This window comes from Marisediminitalea sp., assembly GCF_984433645.1.
The window spans coordinates 1-19329 of sequence record NZ_CFIDRX010000039.1; the positions used below are offsets into that span (position 1 = coordinate 1).

Annotated in this window: 17 protein-coding genes; 8 read left to right on the top strand and 9 right to left on the bottom strand. The window is 46.9% G+C overall.

The features are described 5' to 3' along the window. The first annotated feature begins 98 nt into the window (after positions 1 to 98). The gene (locus tag AC4MRN_RS07285; protein ID WP_490402077.1) at positions 99 to 1187 is read left to right on the top strand and encodes a methyl-accepting chemotaxis protein; all 1089 of its coding nucleotides are present in this window, start codon (positions 99 to 101) and stop codon (positions 1185 to 1187) included. 328 nt (positions 1188 to 1515) lie between these two features. After that, positions 1516 to 3096 (top strand): methyl-accepting chemotaxis protein, encoded by a 1581-nt coding sequence (locus tag AC4MRN_RS07290; protein WP_491202896.1) that lies wholly within the window; start codon positions 1516 to 1518, stop codon positions 3094 to 3096. Between the two features lie 115 nt (positions 3097 to 3211). Here the strand turns inward: AC4MRN_RS07290 and AC4MRN_RS07295 are convergent, their stop codons facing one another. Next, positions 3212 to 3499 carry a YebG family protein gene (locus tag AC4MRN_RS07295; RefSeq protein WP_491202897.1) on the bottom strand — a complete coding sequence of 96 codons (288 nt, stop codon included), beginning with the start codon at positions 3497 to 3499 and terminating at the stop codon, positions 3212 to 3214. Between the two features lie 95 nt (positions 3500 to 3594). On the opposite strand from AC4MRN_RS07295, the gene AC4MRN_RS07300 reads away from it, so the two are divergent. Beyond that, on the top strand, positions 3595 to 4011 hold the full coding sequence (locus AC4MRN_RS07300) for a S24 family peptidase (RefSeq protein WP_073324236.1): 417 nt from the start codon (positions 3595 to 3597) through the stop codon (positions 4009 to 4011). Beyond that, on the top strand, positions 3999 to 5255 hold the full coding sequence (locus tag AC4MRN_RS07305) for a Y-family DNA polymerase (protein WP_491202898.1): 1257 nt from the start codon (positions 3999 to 4001) through the stop codon (positions 5253 to 5255). The genes AC4MRN_RS07300 and AC4MRN_RS07305 overlap by 13 nt, the downstream gene beginning before the upstream one ends. A 37-nt stretch (positions 5256 to 5292) precedes the next feature. On the opposite strand, the gene AC4MRN_RS07310 is transcribed toward AC4MRN_RS07305, so the two are convergent. Next, entirely contained in the window at positions 5293 to 5724 is a 432-nt protein-coding gene (locus tag AC4MRN_RS07310) for a hypothetical protein (RefSeq protein ID WP_491202899.1), read from the bottom strand. 475 nt (positions 5725 to 6199) lie between these two features. Between AC4MRN_RS07310 and AC4MRN_RS07315 the strand changes: the two genes are divergently transcribed. After that, the gene (locus tag AC4MRN_RS07315) at positions 6200 to 7285 is read left to right on the top strand and encodes a serine hydrolase domain-containing protein (protein WP_491202900.1); all 1086 of its coding nucleotides are present in this window, start codon (positions 6200 to 6202) and stop codon (positions 7283 to 7285) included. Positions 7286 to 7445: 160 nt separating this feature from the next. Here AC4MRN_RS07315 and AC4MRN_RS07320 read toward each other — a convergent pair whose 3' ends face one another. The 3 genes from AC4MRN_RS07320 to AC4MRN_RS07330 all read right to left on the bottom strand — a co-directional run bounded on the left by AC4MRN_RS07320 (position 7446) and on the right by AC4MRN_RS07330 (position 8619). Next, entirely contained in the window at positions 7446 to 7763 is a 318-nt protein-coding gene (locus AC4MRN_RS07320) for a helix-turn-helix domain-containing protein (RefSeq protein ID WP_155013427.1), read from the bottom strand. Between the two features lie 10 nt (positions 7764 to 7773). Further along, positions 7774 to 8205 (bottom strand): hypothetical protein, encoded by a 432-nt coding sequence (locus tag AC4MRN_RS07325; RefSeq protein ID WP_084526632.1) that lies wholly within the window; start codon positions 8203 to 8205, stop codon positions 7774 to 7776. 249 nt (positions 8206 to 8454) lie between these two features. Beyond that, entirely contained in the window at positions 8455 to 8619 is a 165-nt protein-coding gene (locus tag AC4MRN_RS07330; protein WP_491202901.1) for a hypothetical protein, read from the bottom strand. A 136-nt stretch (positions 8620 to 8755) separates the two neighbouring features. Here AC4MRN_RS07330 and AC4MRN_RS07335 point away from each other — a divergent pair, with 136 nt between their 5' ends. Further along, positions 8756 to 12703, top strand: coding sequence for a response regulator (locus AC4MRN_RS07335; protein WP_491202902.1), 3948 nt, complete (start codon positions 8756 to 8758; stop codon positions 12701 to 12703). A 21-nt stretch (positions 12704 to 12724) separates the two neighbouring features. Here the strand turns inward: AC4MRN_RS07335 and AC4MRN_RS07340 are convergent, their stop codons facing one another. Then, the gene (locus tag AC4MRN_RS07340; protein ID WP_491202903.1) at positions 12725 to 13444 is read right to left on the bottom strand and encodes a substrate-binding periplasmic protein; all 720 of its coding nucleotides are present in this window, start codon (positions 13442 to 13444) and stop codon (positions 12725 to 12727) included. A 113-nt stretch (positions 13445 to 13557) separates the two neighbouring features. After that, positions 13558 to 13941 carry a hypothetical protein gene (locus AC4MRN_RS07345; protein WP_073324243.1) on the bottom strand — a complete coding sequence of 128 codons (384 nt, stop codon included), beginning with the start codon at positions 13939 to 13941 and terminating at the stop codon, positions 13558 to 13560. A 156-nt stretch (positions 13942 to 14097) separates the two neighbouring features. On the opposite strand from AC4MRN_RS07345, the gene AC4MRN_RS07350 reads away from it, so the two are divergent. After that, the gene (locus AC4MRN_RS07350) at positions 14098 to 14436 is read left to right on the top strand and encodes a P-II family nitrogen regulator (RefSeq protein WP_491202904.1); all 339 of its coding nucleotides are present in this window, start codon (positions 14098 to 14100) and stop codon (positions 14434 to 14436) included. A gap of 127 nt (positions 14437 to 14563) precedes the next feature. Next, positions 14564 to 15265: a sugar-binding protein gene (locus AC4MRN_RS07355; protein ID WP_491202910.1), complete on the top strand. Its 702-nt coding sequence runs from the start codon at positions 14564 to 14566 to the stop codon at positions 15263 to 15265. Here the strand turns inward: AC4MRN_RS07355 and AC4MRN_RS07360 are convergent. Together AC4MRN_RS07360 and AC4MRN_RS07365 are read right to left on the bottom strand one after the other, a co-directional pair. Continuing rightward, positions 15255 to 16772 carry a sensor domain-containing diguanylate cyclase gene (locus AC4MRN_RS07360; protein WP_491202905.1) on the bottom strand — a complete coding sequence of 506 codons (1518 nt, stop codon included), beginning with the start codon at positions 16770 to 16772 and terminating at the stop codon, positions 15255 to 15257. The two genes, AC4MRN_RS07355 and AC4MRN_RS07360, sit on opposite strands and share 11 nt — an antisense overlap. 153 nt (positions 16773 to 16925) lie before the next feature. After that, positions 16926 to 19145 (bottom strand): GspE/PulE family protein, encoded by a 2220-nt coding sequence (locus AC4MRN_RS07365; protein ID WP_491202906.1) that lies wholly within the window; start codon positions 19143 to 19145, stop codon positions 16926 to 16928. Positions 19146 to 19329 lie beyond the last annotated feature (184 nt).

Sequence of the window (19329 nt, forward strand, 5' to 3'; positions counted from 1 at the left end):
CTAAATGACGCACAACTCGCTGCAAAAACATACAGCAAAGGTCAACAGCCCCTAATACACATTAATAATAATATGCCCCCACAGAAGGAGCCTACTCTGTGTTTGTATCCCGCTCAACTCACGACAGCGCTTTGCAGAAAGTCTCAGCGCTACAAAAAGAACAGTCTCAGTTAGCAGAACGTGTTGCCGCACTGGAAGCTGAAAACCACCAGTTAAGACAAGAGCTGGCCGCTGCTCAGGAAGCAGACAACAGCGAACAAGGCGTTATCGGTAGCCTGTTGGATTCGTTGTGCCAGGTTGAAGGGATCCGCGAAACCGTATTAGCGTCTTACCATCAGGTTTCCGCGCAAACAGACAGTCTTGCCGATAACCAGCGTTTGTTCTCTGAGTCATCAGAATCATTGCAGCAAATCATTGATGATATGGCCGGATTGAATGAGATGATGAATACGATGAGTACCAGCATTGAGGGCTTGTCGGAAACCGCTGACAACATTAATAAGTTTGTCTCTACGATTACCAGTATTTCTGATCAAACAAACCTTCTGGCACTGAACGCCGCAATTGAAGCTGCGCGCGCAGGGGATGCCGGACGAGGCTTCAGCGTTGTGGCCGACGAAGTACGGTCGCTGGCAAATGAAACTAATCAGTCTGCCAATGAAGTGTCAGAGCTGGTGAAGAGTATTATTCAGTCTACTCAGAAAGCCGTATCGTCTGTGTCGGAGCTTCAGCAAAACAATACACACCTGGCCGATGGTGTTACCCGTTTAAACGGCAACTACGATGAAATGGTGTCGCATTGTGACGTTATGGAAGCTGCTATTCGCGGTGCCAGCACACAAACATTTATCCAGACCGTTAAGCTGGACCATGTTGTATGGAAGTCGGAAGTGTACGCCGTCATTTGTGGACGTTCTTCCAAGTCCGCCGAAGATTTTTCTGACCACACTCGTTGCCGCCTCGGTAAATGGTATAGCGAAAACACTCATTTGCCTGCTGGCAAACTCGATGCTTTTAAACGCTTGGATGCACCGCATGCCTCCGTTCATCGCTTTGGTGTGCAGGCTGTGCGGGCTTCATTGCAACAGGATACTCAGGCGTGTGAAAGCGCACTGGCTTCTATGGAAGAGGCGAGTCGCCAGGTTGCGTCATTACTCGACCAGATCAGCGCCGGTCTCAGCAACTAACAAAACCATGCGTACTGCCTGCGAAAGTCTGCATGAAAAAATGCAGAAATACGCCTGCAGCCCCTCATGATTCAGACTTAAAACAGCACCTCTTAGGTGCTGTTTGGCGTTCTGGCCTTTTGTCTACGTTGCCCGAACGCAGATTTTTCCCATTCTCTCGAAAATATCACCGTGCAATTTGCGGAAATCTTAAAGGTTGGTCTACTTTAGTATAAACATATGATAAATCCGCAAATTGCCTATCTTTGCGGTGCACAGATTTTCGGTGAAGACCATTCTGTGGAATAGAGCACCCGGATGCTCTACATTGAAATGGAGCAACTACAGTATGCGTAATAATCAGCCCGTCACGCAACGGGAGTATAAATTTCCGAGAGAGTACAGATTGATTTCCGCCACGGACGAGCGCGGGATCATTACTCACTGCAACGAGGAATTTGTGGAAGTCAGTGGCTATTCGCGAGAAGAGCTAATTGGTAAAAACCACAATTTGGTGCGGCACCCGGATATGCCTCCGGGCGTGTTCAAGGAAATGTGGCAAACGTTGCAAGCCGGTCGTATCTGGATGGGCCTGGTGAAAAACCGTCGCAAGAATGGCGACCATTACTGGGTATCCGCCTTTGTAACACCGGTATATGAGGGAAGTCGAATTGCAGGGTATGAGTCTGTGCGTGTGCCAGCTCTGGAGCACGAAATTGCCCGAGCAAGTTCGCGTTATGCCCGTATTCTGGAAGGTAAATCTGCTGCGCCCGCATCGGAATTGTATAGCTACTTTATTAAAAAATTCAGTATGTATTGGGTCCCTGGTATTCCTCTGGTCGCGCTTCTTGCTTTTATGGACGGGTGGATGCCGGCGGTCGTGACCGCTGTTGTACTTGTTATAATGGCATTCTGGCAGTTCAAAGCGACAGAGAGTGATTGGGAAGCATTAATTTCACTTAGCCCGGACTCCTATGACAGCCCCGTGGTGTCACAAACTTATTTTAGCGATTTTGGGGCCGTAGCAAGAGGCAAATTGGTGCTAGGCTGCGAATTAGCAAGAAGCCGTACCGCGTTGACCCGGATAAAAGATTCGGCCAGCGGGTTGGAGGAAATTGCCAATACTACTCATCAACAGGCGGAGCGCACCAGTTCTGCGGTGGTGCAGCAGAATCAGGCCACGCAACAGATTGCCTCTGCGGTAACACAAATGTCGCAGTCTATTCAGGAGGTGGCAGAGCGGGTAGAAAACAATGCTGAAAGCGCAAAAACAGCTGCCAGCAATGTAAATACCGGAAATCAGAAAGCAGAGTCTGCCGCCGCGGCCATCGTGGAATTGAAAGAAGTAGTAGAGTCTATTTCAAAGACGGTGACGGAATTAGCGCAGTCAACCAGTGATATTGGGGAAGCTGCAAGTATTATTTCTTCCATTGCCGACCAAACAAATTTGTTGGCCCTGAATGCGGCTATTGAAGCTGCCCGCGCCGGTGAGCAAGGGCGAGGGTTCGCTGTGGTTGCCGACGAAGTTCGGGCTCTGGCATCTAAAACCCGCGAATCAACCGACAAGATTCACGACATTATCCAGGTATTGGCAAGTCGCAGTGAACGCGCTGTTACGGTGTCTACACGAGGCCTTGAGTCAGCACAACAAGGTGCTGAAATTGTCGAAGAGACACGGCGCGCCTTGTCTGAAATTAACACGGCCGTTAAAGGCATCAGTGAAATGACTATGGAAATGTCTGCGGCAGTAGAAGAGCAGAGCTCTGTGGCTGAGCATATCAACCAACAGGTTGTTGAAATTGCTGACGGCGCAGCCGACACGCAGCGTAGTTCCGAAGCTTCTCTTGCCGCCAGTGAACGCCTGCACGCGACAATTGGTGATGTAAACGGCGTTATTAAACGCTTTAACTTTAAAGGCGAAATCGGCTAGCAGTCGCTATACGCTATTGTTAGTAATTCAAAGAGTAGAAGGCGGCACTGTTTCCACAGTGCCGAGCCTGACTCTCAATGACTAATCTTGCTGCGCGGCTAGCGCCTTTTATAAACTAGCCGTTAGCCGTTAGCTTTACTACATCAGCGCCTTCCTGAGACAAAATGCTGTCTGCGGTTGTGCCTTTGAGTAGCTTGGCAAGGTTGTCTTTGTTCTTTGCCAGCATGATCGACAAATCTTCGGCAATGTCGTCATTTAATTTTATGCCTTTCGCCTGAATATATACCGCCAGGTTGTCGGCAACGTCCAGCATCTTATCGTACTGATCGGCTTCTTTTTTATCGGTAGTAACCAACTTTTCTACCCCTTTGTGCGAGACCACATATTGTGTTGTGATAGCCATGGTAAAACTCCGTTGTTGTGAAATACCTTGTCACTGTATCGCAAAATACTGTATAAATAAACAGTATTTTTTAAACAGTGAAATGGTATCCATTCATGCTTCAAATTATTCCAGTCGCAGCACAGGCAGGGATTAGTGGGTTCGAGTCGCCCGCAGCTGAATACAAGCAACTCGCATTGGACTTAGATGAACTGTTAATCGAACACCCCAATGCCACCTTTATTGGGCAGGCCAAAGGGGACTCTATGACAGGGGTTGGGATCTTCGACGGAGATCTGCTCATTGTAGATCGCGCCGCCGCGGCTACCTCACTGGATGTGATTGTGGCGAACCTGAACGGCAGTTTTGTTTGTAAGCTCTACGACAGAAATTCTCAGGTTTTATTGTCACCAGGGCTCGATCACCAGCCCTACGCGTTGGGTGAGGGCGATATTTTTGAGATAGAAGGCATTGTTGTACGATCTGTGCGGATGCACCGCTACGTTAGGTGGTTGAGTCAATGTATGCGCTAGTCGATGCCAACAGCTTTTATGCCTCGGCGGAAAAGGTTTTTGACCCGGCAATACGCCAGCGCCCTGTTGTTGTGCTTACCAACAACGACGGCTGTATTTGTGCGCTGTGCGAAAATGCCAAACAGCTGGGCGTGAAGAAGTTTGGCCCTTACTACAAAGTGAAAGGGTTGCTAGCACGACACAATGCGGTTATCCGTTCGTCAAACTATGAGCTGTACGATTATTTGTCGAACAAGATGATGCAAGTGATAGGCGAGTATGCGCCCGACCAGCACGTTTACTCTATCGACGAATGCTTTTTGCATTTCGATACCTGGCAACCAGAAGCCGGGTGGCAGGCTCATGCTGCCGCAATACAACAGGCGGTTTGGCAGCAATTGCGTTTGCCAGTCGGCGTAGGAATCGCCGCTACTCCTACATTGGCAAAGGTAGCCAGCTTTGCAGGAAAACGACTTGGCGACCAAAACGGCATTGCCGTCTTGGACTCATCCCAGAAAGTAGAAGAAGTATTGCGTGCCATGCACGTACAGGACGTGTGGGGAGTAGGGAAACGCATAGCTGCACGATTGGAGAATCAGGGGATTCACAGCGCATGGGAACTTGCAAACAGCTGCCCGAAAGCACTGCGAAAGCAATTCTCTGTTGAGCTGGAACGCACGGTGCGCGAGCTCAATGGTGTCACCTGCATACAGTGGGATGCAGAACGAGCCAATAAAAAGCAAATCTATTCAACCCGCGCATTTGGACATCCGGTTACTATGCAACAGACATTGCGTGAAAGCCTCTGTTGGCATGCTGAAAAAGTCGCTGAGAAGTTGCGGCGGCAGGGGAGTAAGGCGAGTTTACTGACGTTGTTTACGCATGCCAATCCGTTTGCCAATACCCGTCAGTATCACAAGGCCGTACAGCATAGGTTTGCCCAGCCTACCAACGACACGAGGGCGTTGGTAGAAGCCGCCAGCAGAGCGTCTGTCGATTTATTCAAAGCGGGGATCCTGTTACATAAATGCGGTGTGGGTGCGATAGAGATCGTCGATACAGAACAAGAGCAGACAGATATGTTTGCACAACTAACGCATAACCCAAAGCTTATGCAGTGCATGGACGCCATTAATACCCGCTATGGCAGCCAGACAATTGGTGCTGCTGCCAAAGGCATTCATCCGGATTGGAAGATGAAACGGGAGTACTTGTCACCGCAGTACACCACCAATTGGCAGCACTTGCCTAAAATTGCCTGCTAGAACAATGCAGCGTTAGGCGTGGCTGCCTAACCAAACATTAAAGTGGCAATACAGAAGTGACCCATAAGGCACAAGCCACTGTCCAGGCTATTGCGACTGATATCTTCAGGATACTCGGCAAGGACGTGTAGGGCTTCTCGATAACGGCTTTGTGCTGAGAGCCAATGAGTAAGTCGTTACGGTATAACTTACACTCCACATTGCCAGTAAGGATATTGGTGATGTGGAGACCTACTCGGTATTCATGACCATCATGGGTAATAAGGTGCTCACTGCGGGTGCTTGTGAGCACGCGCTTATCAGAGATCAGTTCGCCGTTAATCACTACAGACTCTTTCCCTGACCAGGATGAGGCTTGAACCTCGATGTTTTTGTCTTGGTCTGTAAATTCAAAGTGGTATCCGGTGAACGCAGACGCTTTGGCCGGTGTGGGAATATTAAACTGCACTGGTTGTGTTTGAGTTGTCATCGTGTTGGTCCTTTCCATGTTTGAACAGGTCGTTGAAAGTCATTGCATCAGCGCCGTGCTGAAGTGGCATCAAGTACACCAGAAAATAGGAACAACGGTGACGACAGCGATATGACTGAGCAATGCCTGTCATATGCCAATCAATATGACAGTGCATGTGACATGTTTATTTTTTGTATTTTATGTAATAAGTAAGCACTTGCATTATTGATGCTTCATTTCACACGAAAACTTGGGTGCAATGCTATTGATGAGTCGGGGTAACTCTGCTGCATAGACGCTTCTGAGAAGAGATTGGGCGACTTGCCTTAAAAGTCGGAAATAGACAAGGACCGGGCATTCGCTTCGGCACACGTTAAATGTTTGCCTCATCAGAATCAGGCATTCAACTTGTTCAAAAAGTGTTATTTATTTGCTAGGTTAGAATTGCTACACGGATAACGTTTTTGCAACTGATTTAAAAAGGATTTTAGAGTTGGTTAAAGTAATCACAAAAATCACGGTCGTCGTGGCACTGTTGTTTAGTATTATAGCGTGTGAAAAGTCATCAACATCAAGCTCCACTAGCGCCATAGATGCGCTTAAACAACATGTATCCGATCTTTACGCTAATGATGAATTTTCAGGTTCAATACTAATAGCTCAAAATGAGGAAGTATTGTTACATGAAGCCGTCGGTTATTTTGATAGAGCAGAGAACAAGCCTTTAAATATCGATGCTCAGTTTCGCGTAGGTTCTTTAAATAAGATGTTCACCTCAATAGGCATCCTGATGCTTGTGGAAGAGGGAAAAGTCAATCTAGATGAGACCTTAAATACATACCTTCCCCATTTCAAAAATAAATCGATCTCCGAATCCGTGACAGTACATCACCTTTTATCTCACACTGGTGGTACAGGTGATATTTTTGGTCCTTCGTTTGATCAAAACAGACTCTCACTAAAAAGCCATGATGATTATGTGAGGCTGTACGAAGACCGGGAAGCCACTATGCCACCCGGAAACACTTTCCAATACTCAAACTTTGGCTTTATTTTGCTTGGCAAAATAATCGAGAATGTATCGGGTCAGGATTACTACGAATTCTTAGAGGAAAACTTATTTAATAAGCTCGATATGAATGCAACCGGCTTTGAACCTGAAGAGCGAGTTTCAAAAGATATAACCAAAGGTTACATGCGGGTAGAAGATAAATGGGTCGACAACAAAGACACCCTTCCCTGGCAAGGGACTGCAGCGGGTGGAGCATATTCAACTACAGGCGATCTTTTTAAATTTGCGGTTGCCCTAAAAAATGAAAAGTTAATAAGCAGACAAACATTGGATTTAGCAACGAGTAAACAAGTCGCTATGGGGCAGGCTGCCTACGGCTATGGGTTTGGCGTTTTTGGGGAAGGAAAATCATTCTTTTACGGTCACAATGGTGGTGCGGCCGGAATGAGTTCATGGTTATCAATATATCCTAACAGTGGTTACATCATTATTGTGTTGAGTAACTACGACCAACCGATTGCAGATCAAGTACAACGTTATTTTGTGGAACAAGCTAATCTCGATTAAGTAAATACATCTGCTTAATGCCGCCAGTCTTCGCTCCAGACTGAGTGGCGGCTTTAATTACAAGCGCGACGGTTGGCATTGAGACATCCTGTAAGTAGAAACAGAAAGACCAGACGGTGGTTTACCCCTTTGTTGCAGCCGTACACTCGTTGTAACCAAGTCAGCCACCCAACATCCAGTACATAATCGCTGCGCCGGTAATGAGCCCGCTAACGGCGGCGCCAATGATCATGACAAACTGATTGCCAATTTTAATGGTCTGCCATTCAGACTCATCGAGTTTGGGCACCACTAGCAGGTCTTCACGCGGTACCTCAAACACTGCACACAAACTCATTATGGTTTCAGACGCTGCGTTGCCTTCTTTCTCAACGCGCTGGATTGTACGCAGGCTAACCCCGCACATATCCGCAAGCTGCTGCTGTGTCCACTGATGCTGTTGTCGAATCGCTTTGATACGCGATGCGTTAATTTCCACCGAACTCTCCTTATGCGGTGAAATATTTAAACAAAGCAGCAGTGGCGGCGCCAAAACCTACGCCTGCCAGAAACATACCCACTACAAACAACCACGAGCCTTTAGACTTGCCTAAAAAGCCCTTGGTTTGTGAGGCTAGCAGTTTATTGTCGCGGTAAAGTGAGCATTCAAGCGAACCCGTTAGTACGTTGGTCAGGTGGTAATTAACCCGGTAATTAAACCCGTTGTGAGTAAACTCATGGTTACTGGAAAATTTGAACAACTCGCGTTTGTCAGAGACCGGGTTGTCGTTAACATACACCGTCTCTCGACCTGACCAGGCAGAGCCATGCACCGCAATTTCTGTATCATTGTCATTAAAATAAAACCAATATCCATTTACTAAAGATGCAGTTGCCATAGTTGCCTGTTTTGTATGTGAAGCTGTTGATAATCTTGCCATAAATATGTCCTCTTACCTATGAATTATGCAAATCATTTAGGTTTGCCGTGTTGGGAGGTATTTAACCGCAACAGAGAGAAAATAGTGACGACAGGGCTGTGACGACAGGGTGACAGCGATATGACAGTGAATGTTATCTATATGATAAACAATGGTATTTGAGACCGACTTGGGTTTTAGGGTAAACACCAGACAACCACGCACTTAAAGGAGCATGCGCTACAAACTGGTGATTGATCTATGCCTGATCTATTCGTTGCCTGGTTTCTCGGCGTCTTCTACAAGGCACGTGCGTTTGAATTGATGAAGAATTGCGGAGTAAAACGAGAGCGAATTACTCTCGAAACCACCCTGCACCATAGTACAGTCTTCTTCTGATAGCTCGCGATAGATTGATTTTTGCTCTATATTCATCGTGTAGTCCTTTTGTATTAAGGTTAATGGGCAAGAACAAATTTAGGGAATATTTCAGGGAGAGAAATGGATGCTCGGGACATGGAGTTTAAAATTCAGGACATTTATAAGTATTGTCTTAGTTTGGACAGTCCATGTGGCAAAAGTAACTGCTGTTGAACCAGTTTGGACTGGTAAAAGTAAGATAGCAGGCGAGTCGACAGGAATCATACGCGGACTAGAGTCTGTTAATGGCAGATTATTCATAGGCGCGGAGAACGGTTTTTTTGAGCTGACAGGTAGGCATGCCAAACACTTTACAAGCGCAAATAGCCCTCTCGGTATTGGCTATATATCTAAGTTGCACAAAGACACCAATAACAGACTGTGGATATCTGAATACGGTCACGGCGTTTTTCAATACGATTTTCGAAAATCAGAGTTTACAGAACTAGAGTTACCCGAGCGTATCGCTAAATATGCATGGTCTGTTACTACCAACGACGAAATTATTGCAGTCGCTGCAATCTACCGTATCGCAATCGTGAACAAGGTTACTAAAGAAACGGTCGTAATAGAAAACCTGGTATCAGGGGAGAAACTTGCCGGTGTGTACATTGTTGATACGCTGCAAGACGAGATAGTGGTCGCAGAGAGAAATAATGTATTGTTCGTCGATTATTCAGGGAATGTGAGTCGAACTATTCCGAGAGAAGAACAGCTACCTTTTCTCAAAAGAATTACCTATGTAAAAGTGGTAAATGACGACATTTATATCGGCGGAATTGGTGGGGTTTATAAACTGGGCGAGTCTGAACCTATCTTTTACCCTTTAGATCATCCTGATGGAAGTAAACAAGAAGTAGAAAGTATCTTCATTTCGAACTCCGGCGAATTATGGGTAGGGGCTGGTGGTTTTTATAGGCTCGACCATGTTTCGAAGCGTCTTATTGAACCGCAGATAGCTAAGCCAAAATATGGATTTGATCAAATAAGGGAAGTTCAGCAAATTCATCAATTACAAACTGGCGAATTGATTATTGCTTCCACGCAACTCGGCCTAACAAGCATTAATCCGGCGGATTTGGCGATGGATTATGTGCATGAAACAGACTTTCCTTTCCGGAAAGATATTTATGCCATTGCGCCTGTTGGAGACGAGCGGTATCTGGCTAAAACAGCAGACAACTGGCATGTGTTAGAGGGAGAGTCCGGTAAGCTTTCGGCGTTATCGAGCGGTGCGTTTGATGCAGAGCCGATACCGCTGGTTTCAGGAGAGTTATTCGATCCAGCCTCATGCGCTGTCTACCAATTTGAAAACAATCATTTTCAGCTTCGCAAAAAACTACTCGACCCTAACCAGTACTGCCCCAACATCCATCCTCTTTCGTTCACCTTAAACAACCAAACCTATTTCTATTTTCAGAAAGAGAGCCATGCGGGATTCATTTCAATCCAAAATGGAACGTTTGCGCTTTTTACCAACGCGCCTAAAAATATAAAGCTGGCAACCCTCAATACCGACGGCAGTTTGGTATTGATGGATAAAAGCAACGCGTTATTCGTTAGCGATTCCATTGGGGTATGGATTAAACACGATATCGACGCCCTAAAGGGACTGTTTGTGTATTGTCTTTATGAAGACAGTCGCACAAATCAGATGTACTTGTGTACGTCCGGTACCGGCTTAAAACAGTTTTCCCTGACTGATAAAACGTTAGCAGAAGCGTTCCCCAATAGTGGTATACCCCGGTTTATCCGCGACGGCCATATCGATAAAGACGGCAATCACTGGTTAGCGACAAATAAAGGTTTAATGCTGGTCAATCAGCATTTTGCGTTTGAGTTTGATAGCAGCGACGGGGTTATCGACACTGATTTCAATTATCAGGGGTTATTGCCGGTTGGGAACACAAAAATCCTGCTTGTCGGTGACCAACTGAGCTACGTAATCGACACGGTCCAAATGATCGAGTATGTAGAAAAGCGCCGTAGCCATCTTGCATATGCACAGGTAGTGGATTTACAGACCAGAACCCGACTGGGCAAGTTGGCAATTTTGGACAGTTCAGCGAAAGAAGTGGCTTTCGATAAAGCGCCGGAAGAAATTACCTTTGCATTTGCTTCTGCCGACTTTCACTACGCGCAACTGCAGCACCTGGAGTACCGTTTATCAGGTTTCCACAATGAATGGAGCGCCTTGCCTACGAACTACGGCACGATCACTTACTCGGGTCTTCCCTATGGTGAGTTCAAACTGGAAATAAGGGTGGTAGACAAGAAAAGTGAAGCAGAGCAGCCGATTACTTCATTCTCCCTGAAAATTGCCAAGCCCATTTGGCTCACCTGGCAAGCGATATGTTGCTACGTAGTATTAGCTGCGCTTTTAGTCATTGGCTTGGTGTATTTAGTTAAACAGTACGCAGAGGAAAAAAGCCGGGTGTTAGCGGAAATCATTCGGCAAAAGCAATCCGCACTGCGCGAAATGAATGTGTCTATGTCGGAGTTGCTTGCAAAGAAAGATCGGTTATTCAGAAATCTGGCGCATGAGCTTAGGACGCCTGTTATGTTGATGATGGAGCCGTTGCTGGAGCTGAAGCAAAAAGCCAGGACAAATGAAGAAGCTGATACGCTGGATTCACTCTATCAGCACACCAGTCGAATACGCTCCATAGTGGACCAATTCGCAGAAGTTGAGCGGGTAGACTCGATTACGCAACACGATCTAGCCGTTTATGATGTGGGCAAATCGGTGCAATATGTTATTGAGTCATTGAGGCCAAAAGCCACGGCCAAGCAACAAGTCTTGTCATTTGAAAACAAAATAAAGCACCCGCTATTACTCGTTGAAGACTCGCTGGAGAAGATCACACATCAACTTATCGAAAACGCTCTCGCTTTTACCCAGGAGGGCGGGTTTATAAAAGTGGTAGTGTCAGAGTCAGAAAACCAAATGCACCTGTCGGTAACTGACAATGGTGTGGGCCTCACACCGGAAGAGCAAATAGTGCTAACTGAGCGGTTTGGCGAGGGGGCAAATAACCGCGGGCAGCCCCATATGGGCATTGGCCTGAATCTGGTCAATGAGCTGGTACTGGCTAACTATGGTTGGTTAGAAATACACAGCGAACCGTCAGTGGGTACTACCTGCACAATACACATTCCGATAAAGCGAACGCAAGCACCTGATGAGGCGGCAGCGCTTACTGAAGCCATGGATGAAATAAGTCATGAAGCAGTAACAGGAGAGGCGCAGCAGGTAACTGAGCCTGAGAGTGAATATCAATCTAACAAGCAGCCGTTAATACTGGTTGTCGATGACAATGAACCTTCGGCAACGTATATAACCGGTATGCTAAGCGACACGTTCAAGTGTTACGACGTGCACAGTGCGGAGCAGGCGCTTGCAATGTTAGGTGTACTAAAACCAGATCTTATTTTATCGGATTTGAAAATGCCGGGCATGAACGGTATTGAGCTTACCCGAGCGGTACGAGCATTGCCGGAGTTTGAGGACACGCCCATTATTTTGCTGACGGCAGAGACCGACAAAGCCATGCAAATTGAGAGCTTCAAGGCAACGGCAAATGACTATCTCACCAAACCAATAGAGCGTGAAGAGCTGGTTCTGCGGCTGCAAAATCAGCTCGCTATTTCTGCGCTCGGTCAGCAACAGGCTGCAGAGCCAAAGGATGGCTTCGCCGATATTCAGTCTGACTATGTAAAATCTATTATCCCTGAATCGGCTACAGACAAGGACCGAGCATTTATACTTAAATTACTGACTGTCGTTGAACAGAATTATCAGAAAGAAAACTTCAGTCGCAAGGAGGCGGCGTCTGCCTTAGCGATGAGCGAAAGGCAATTGAATCGCACTATGGCCAAACTCATGCCAGACAACTTTACATTATTCTTAAAGCGTTACCGGTTGGAAAAGTGTTTACCTATGCTGGCAAATGGACTGCAGGTTACTCACATAGCATTGGAAGTAGGGTTCGGATCACCGGGTTATTTTAGTCGCTGTTTTAAAGCGGAATACGGATGCTTGCCTACCCAAATGGAATTTACACAGCACGGTGTTAAGTTAAAAGGCGATAAAAGCTAACACTAATGAGTAAAATGCCAATTAATGTTGTGGCTCTTGCTGCGCCAGGTAAAAACGATGCCGAATATGAGCAAAGTCACTATTGGCCACGCCATCGCGAAGAATTTTCTCCAATTCTGCTTTGTGTAAATACAACCAGGAGTCTTTATTTATAGCAACGTGCTGCTCGAGCTCCTTCGAAGGCTGAAAATCAGCTGGTCGAATACGACTGTACAAGTTTTCGGTGATCAGTCTGGAAAAAGTACTTTGCCTAACGTGAAGAAACGCATCAATACGCCCTTTGAGCAGCAGGTCAATTTTTTGCTCCAGCGATACAGCCGGCACAATGTGCTCTTCGGGAATGTGTTTTAACAGGCTTTGTCGACTGGCATTCCGGGTAACGCCGATTGTGAGGTGATCGAAGCTGTCGATGGATTGAATTGTCGACTCGTTCCCCGCTAACACAAAAATAGCCAGACTGAGTGACTCATAGGCTGGGTTCAGACGTTCGGTGTTGCTACCAATAGGCGCGACGCTTGACACCCCAACCATAATGTCCAGTGTTCCATTGTCTATAGAACGTAGCCTTCTGGCATAGGGCATAGTGCCAATCTCACTGGGCACATGCAGTTTGTCTGCAAAGTAGGTTAAATATTGCGTATGCAATCCGTCAGGAAAGTTGGTCGAAACGGCCGAGCGTAATACATCATTGCCGTATACTCCCCATGACACTATGCCGAAAAGCAACACCCAATACCGCATGTTGAACTGGTTCCTTTGCGAATGAATTTCTCATCATACGGTAGCCGCCCTGACTTGCAAATAACCTATCAACATGCTGACAACAGGGCGGATGAATCATTCCATAGGCAATATTATTCGCACAAAGGCTTGCCCCACCAGTCACCGTCTTCCACGTATTTTACGACTAAGCCATTGTGAATCAGTAACGCATGGGAGTTATAACCCGTGTCCTTACCCACCATATTCCGGTAATTCACGGTGGCACACACGAGGTAGCCGTAATACACATTATCTAATTCGTTACCCAACCAGTACCGACGCGGTTTACTGATTGCAGCATAGTCAATAGAGTCAGGGTGAGTCAGATGATAACCGTAATACGTTTTTACGATATTCTCGTAGTCTGTGGGGTAACTGCCATAATCTGCTTCGTCAATTTCTTTCTCGGTTGGCAAAGTAGTACACCCAGTTAGCAAGGTTGCAATACCTGCTGCACACAACAACGCTTTGTTCATAATCATCCTCAAACAAAATTGATTATTTTCGTAAACCCGATATGGCGATTAATAACTTAAATCACAAGCACCGAACTTGCCGTTAAGGTAAATTCGTTGGTAAATCAGTGATAAATAGTACAGACTGGGCATATTTAGTACCAGTATCACTCGGTTATGAAAAAAGTCACAGCAATTATTAAACCCTTTCGATTAGAGGAAGTCCGTGAGGCTTTGGCGCAAGTCGGCATTAATGGGCTGACTATTGGCGAAGTGCATGGTTTTGGTCGTCAAAAAGGACACAGCGAATTGTATCGCGGTGCGGAGTACGAAATAGATTACGTGCCCAAATTGCGACTGGAAATTGTGATTTCTGATGACCTGCTTGACCGGGTTTGTGAGGCCATTGTATCGGCTGCCCGAACCGGTAAAGTCGGTGACGGAAAGATATTTGTAGCAGATGTTGAGAAAGCCATTCGCATCCGTACGGGTGAAAAAGGCCTGGATGCCCTGTAGGGGCGGAAGCGTGAAGGAGCGGTAGCAGGTGTTGAACAAAACTATCCAAAAAAACAAGATAGCCAGCGTAACCAAAACGGTATCTAAATGGCTTACCAAAGGTACGGTTGTGGGTGCATTGGCTACCATGCCGGTATTTGCCAAAGACATTGAAGTAGCAAAAGCAGCAAGCCCTATCGCCATAGATGGTGTGGCTAATGAAGCTGCCTGGCAGCAGGCTGAATGGCTGCCAATGACAGAGTTAATGGTTGGTGACATGCCGACGCCAGAGGACTTCTCGGGCCGATACAAATTATTGTGGGACAACGAACAGTTGTATCTTATGGCTGAAATTGTCGATGATGTATTGTGGGACATCCACCCGGACCCGACCGACAAATACTGGGACGACGACTGCCTTGAAATCTTTATCGATGCCGATGCGTCCGGCGGTAACCACTTAACCAGCTACAACGCGTTCGCCTACCACATTGCGCTGGATGGTAATGTGCTGGACATTGGTCCGGACAAAGGGGAAGAACAAAACTACGTTATTTTGAATGACCATGCCAAGAGTCGTTGGACCCGTTCCGATAAAGCGCCATTTGCAATAACCTGGGAAGTCAGCATTAAAATATTCCCCGACACGTTTACCGAGGCTAAACCCGGAGAGCCGTTAGCATTAAGCGCAGAGCAAGTGATAGGCTTTATGCTGGCGTATTGCGATAACGATGGCAGTGTTGAGCGTGAGCACTTTGTTGGCTCTCACGCCGTCGAAGCGGTAAACGGCAGCAAAAACCTGGGCTATATCGATGCCTCGGTTTTCGGCAAAATCGTTCTTAAGCCATAGCTTTTTGCTGTTGCTTTTGCTCGTACATGAGCATGTCGGTTTGATGCAGCAACGTTGATAAATCTGTGTGGGGCACATCTATAATCTGAGCCCCCACACTGGCTGACACAGGCAAACTGAGTGCACCGATGCGCAAATCCAGATGCATCAGCCGCTGTTTAATACGCTCTATCATACGCTCGCCAATCGCCCGGCTATGACAATGACTCATGATCACAAACTCATCGCCGCCAAGTCGCCCAACAATATCTTGCGGGCGGCATTGTGCATTCAAGATCTTAGCTAATATTACCAATGCGTCGTCGCCAACTGCGTGACCATGAATATCGTTTACCTGCTTGAAGTTGTTCATGTCGATAAACATCATCACCAGGAAGCCTCCTTCATGACGATGCTGTTGCAGTAACTGATTGGCGGCATCTTCCCATCCACGTCGATTCAACACCGGACACAAGGTATCGCTGGCGGCATTTAAATAAGCCGCAATTTTGTCTTTCTGCAGCCGTTTGACTTTTTCTGAGGCGGCGACCGCCAGTAAAAATGCCTCAATGGTGACTGCAATGATTAAGGCGTAGCGATGCAGGAATTCACTGAAATGAGGGAGGTAGACTCTGAATATCATTGCCGCGAGCAACAGCAGCAGCGACACAAATACCAAACCTGAACAGTGAATTTTTCGAATCATGGCATAGATAGTCGCCACAATAATTGCCACCATGCTGAGCACCGTTAAACTGCCCATTGCGAGACTGGTAAAGTGGTTGTAGGGAGAGGGCAGTAGTACGGTTATCGCGCCCAAAAACAGCACCAGTAGACCCGCGTAGTGAATTAACATGTGTTCCCACTGCCGCAGTATCAACTGGAATTCAAGCAGCTTGCTAATAAAACGCTGTGCGGTATAAACAGTGAGTCCGGCGAAAATCAGTTTCAGGCCAACACTGTGTAACCAGGCTGCTTGCGGCAGCAACACTTTCAATACGCCTTCCTGAAGGACAAAAAAGAAACCAGCGCTGAGAATGTATGCGCTGTAGGCGTAAAATCCTTCGTTTCGCAGGCTTCTGCCTAACACGCCAACATATAAACTGAGGGCAATACACAATCCGGCAAACCCGCTAATTGTCAGCAAATGTATATTATTGTATTGCTGAAATTGCGCTAAAGGAGCCAATTGCAATAGTAATTGCCTGTCTCGCTCTGCATCTACTGTGAGTGTGAAAGTGAAATTGCCCGCCGGAAGCAAATACGCGGCTCTGGCACTGCTTAACGGCACAATATCGACATCGGAAGCTGTAAAAATTCTTGGATTATTAACAATGTCTAAGGGAAAACTGAGTGCGCGTGGGCGATCGAGGTAACAATGCACCTGAATATCAACAATGCCAATACTCAGGTTTATGGGGGTATTTATTGCCTGGCGGGTTGGTTGAGTAACAATACAATCTGCCAGGGTATAACCCGGCGCGCAGCACAATAAGCAGAGTAGAAAACGCAACAACACTCTGTACATCTTTCGTCCATGAATTTAAGAATATACAAAATGCTATGTTACGATTTATAGACTAAAGTTGAAAGAGCAGGTCGCAGATTTATACTATCTTACGACCATTTAACTCAGCGGAACAGCGAAAAGCCAGGTGAGCAACGAGGCGTGTGTCGGGAGTTAATCTCCCCCAACAATTTGCACCTGTGCCAAATCGGTATCACCTTTTATTACCTTAAAGATGGCATCCTGCACCAGAGTACGCATGCCGTCTTGCATTGCTTGTTGCTTCATCTCTGCCACAGAGGCTTCTTTGTATACCATTGAGCGCAGAGCTGGCGTCATACCAAGTAATTCGTGCACCCCGGTCCGGCCGCGGTAGCCAGTATCACCGCACTCTTCACAGCCTTTCGCTTTGTATAGCTCAAGCGGTTCTGGTAGGTTCAGTTCCGCCATCAATTGCTCGCCGTACTGGCGTTTAATAAAGGCCATATCGGTGTCGGTGGCGATATATTTTTCTTTGCAGTTTGAACATAAGGTTCTGATCAGACGCTGAGCCAGAATACCCACACAGGCATCAGAAAAGTTAACCGGGTCCAGACCCAAATCCAGTAGACGGGTAATGGTTTCAGGCGCTGAGTTTGTGTGCAGGGTAGACAATACAAGGTGGCCTGTTAGTGAGGCTTCAATGCCCGCATGCGCGGTTTCCTTGTCACGCATCTCACCGATAAGAATAATATCGGGGTCGGCCCGCAGGAAAGCGCGTAACGCATTCGCGAAGGTAAAGCCAATCTTTGGACTTACCTGCACCTGCTGTAGCCCGGGCTGGGTGATCTCAACCGGATCTTCCGCAGTCCAAATCTTCTTCTCAGGGGTGTTTAGGTAGCCGAGAATGGCGTGCAGCGTGGTGGTTTTACCTGAGCCGGTGGGTCCCACCACCAATAAAATACCGTGAGGTTTTTTAATCATTTCCTCGAGGCGCTGCATATTGGCCGGTGCCAGGTTCATTTTATCGATGGGCATTGCGCCCCCCGATGCCAGGATACGCATAACTACGCCTTCACCTGCAACGGTTGGAATGGTAGCAACCCGTACTTCAACCAACTGACCACTCATACGAAATGCCAGCTTACCATCCTGAGGAACACGTTTTTCGGCGATATTCAGGTTAGACATGATTTTAATACGGGCGATTACGGCACTGTGGTGCGAGGCGGGTACCTGGTTTATGTCACGACATACACCGTCGATACGCATACGCACTCTAGTGGGCCCGTTTTTCTCAGGGTCTATGTGAATATCTGAAGCATTGAGTCGTTTGGCGTCATGCAGAATCCGGCTTACCAGACGAACAACTGCAGGTGCGTCGTCGGATAATTCGTCGATGTGTTCGTCCGATTCCTCGGCAGACGTGCCGATTTCGTCGAGGATTTCACTCATTTCGCCTGGCGCGCCACCGCCTACAGAATCCCCTAAATACTGTAAAATATGGTTAGGCAGTCCTACCGCGATATCGTAGCTGTCTATACCCAGCGCGCTTTCGATTTCCATCAACAGCGAAGCATTATTAGGCTCAGCCATTAATACCGTGGGCTTATCTCGGGCGTCAGCAATAACTGCTACAAAATTGCGCTTCAGATATGAGCTGTTGAGTTTGCTTTCACTCTGAAACAGATGAAACTTGTCCGGGTCGAACGGAATAAATGGCACCTGATAATGAATAGACAGCGAATTCCCAAGCTTGCCTTCATTTATGCGATATTCCGACATTAAGCGCTGAACAGTCTGGCGCATGTCTGCACTGGATTCTTGCAGGTCTTTCAGCGCCTTTTCACTGATCAGTTCTTCGTGCAGCAGCAGGTCGAAGGGGTTTTTCGTACCACCCAGTTCATAGCGGAATTTGTTGCCAAGGACTTCAGTTAGCGCTTTAGCAATCGCCATGTCGCGGTTGGTAAACGGCCCCTGTTCTTTGTTGATAATTTGCATTACGCCCATCATCACACCGGCGTTTAAAATGGGCATGCACAGAATATTTCGGGTTTTGAAATCGCTGCTTTTGTCAAAGCGATCGGCAAATCGCAGGCGGGGGTGAATAGCCGACAATTCTTCGGTGTCGTAAGGGTTAGATATAATTAGCGAACGCTGCGACAACGCCACATAGCCTGCAATCGACAACGGACTGATCGGCACTTTGATTTCGAGAGTTTCTTTACCCGTTTTAAACCTGGCGACCAAATCCTGATGTTGGCGGCGACGCTGGAAAATACTCATGCGCTGAGCATTAAACAAACCCAGTATCAGCGGCTCGAGATCTTTATAGGCATCCATAAGCGTAGGATTGTTCGCTAGGATGGTGTTGATATCGTTAAACACCTGCTGATGATTATTTTGTTCAGACATACACTACAACATTTAACTGGAAACAGAGTTCAAAACACTCAGTGGGTGGCAACGCCACAACTGACTGGCTGTGCGGGCTTCGTATTTATTCGTACAAGTAGCCCGAATTACTAACGTTTGCTTTAGTTTAGCACCATATACCCTAAGTCCACGCCGGGCAATAGTCTATAGGGCAAAGACGACG

What these genes read in the sequence shown, in the direction of transcription:
- AC4MRN_RS07290 (WP_491202896.1), top strand. Translation starts at nt 1,516, where the DNA reads ATGCGTAATAATCAGCCCGTCACGCAACGGGAGTATAAATTTCCGAGA.
- AC4MRN_RS07295 (WP_491202897.1), bottom strand. Translation starts at nt 3,499, where the DNA reads ATGGCTATCACAACACAATATGTGGTCTCGCACAAAGGGGTAGAAAAG.
- AC4MRN_RS07300 (WP_073324236.1), top strand. Translation starts at nt 3,595, where the DNA reads ATGCTTCAAATTATTCCAGTCGCAGCACAGGCAGGGATTAGTGGGTTC.
- AC4MRN_RS07305 (WP_491202898.1), top strand. Translation starts at nt 3,999, where the DNA reads ATGTATGCGCTAGTCGATGCCAACAGCTTTTATGCCTCGGCGGAAAAG.
- AC4MRN_RS07310 (WP_491202899.1), bottom strand. Translation starts at nt 5,724, where the DNA reads ATGACAACTCAAACACAACCAGTGCAGTTTAATATTCCCACACCGGCC.
- AC4MRN_RS07325 (WP_084526632.1), bottom strand. Translation starts at nt 8,205, where the DNA reads ATGGCAAGATTATCAACAGCTTCACATACAAAACAGGCAACTATGGCA.
- AC4MRN_RS07330 (WP_491202901.1), bottom strand. Translation starts at nt 8,619, where the DNA reads ATGAATATAGAGCAAAAATCAATCTATCGCGAGCTATCAGAAGAAGAC.
- AC4MRN_RS07340 (WP_491202903.1), bottom strand. Translation starts at nt 13,444, where the DNA reads ATGCGGTATTGGGTGTTGCTTTTCGGCATAGTGTCATGGGGAGTATAC.
- AC4MRN_RS07345 (WP_073324243.1), bottom strand. Translation starts at nt 13,941, where the DNA reads ATGAACAAAGCGTTGTTGTGTGCAGCAGGTATTGCAACCTTGCTAACT.
- AC4MRN_RS07350 (WP_491202904.1), top strand. Translation starts at nt 14,098, where the DNA reads ATGAAAAAAGTCACAGCAATTATTAAACCCTTTCGATTAGAGGAAGTC.
- AC4MRN_RS07355 (WP_491202910.1), top strand. Translation starts at nt 14,564, where the DNA reads ATGCCGGTATTTGCCAAAGACATTGAAGTAGCAAAAGCAGCAAGCCCT.
- AC4MRN_RS07360 (WP_491202905.1), bottom strand. Translation starts at nt 16,772, where the DNA reads ATGTACAGAGTGTTGTTGCGTTTTCTACTCTGCTTATTGTGCTGCGCG.
- AC4MRN_RS07365 (WP_491202906.1), bottom strand. Translation starts at nt 19,145, where the DNA reads ATGTCTGAACAAAATAATCATCAGCAGGTGTTTAACGATATCAACACC.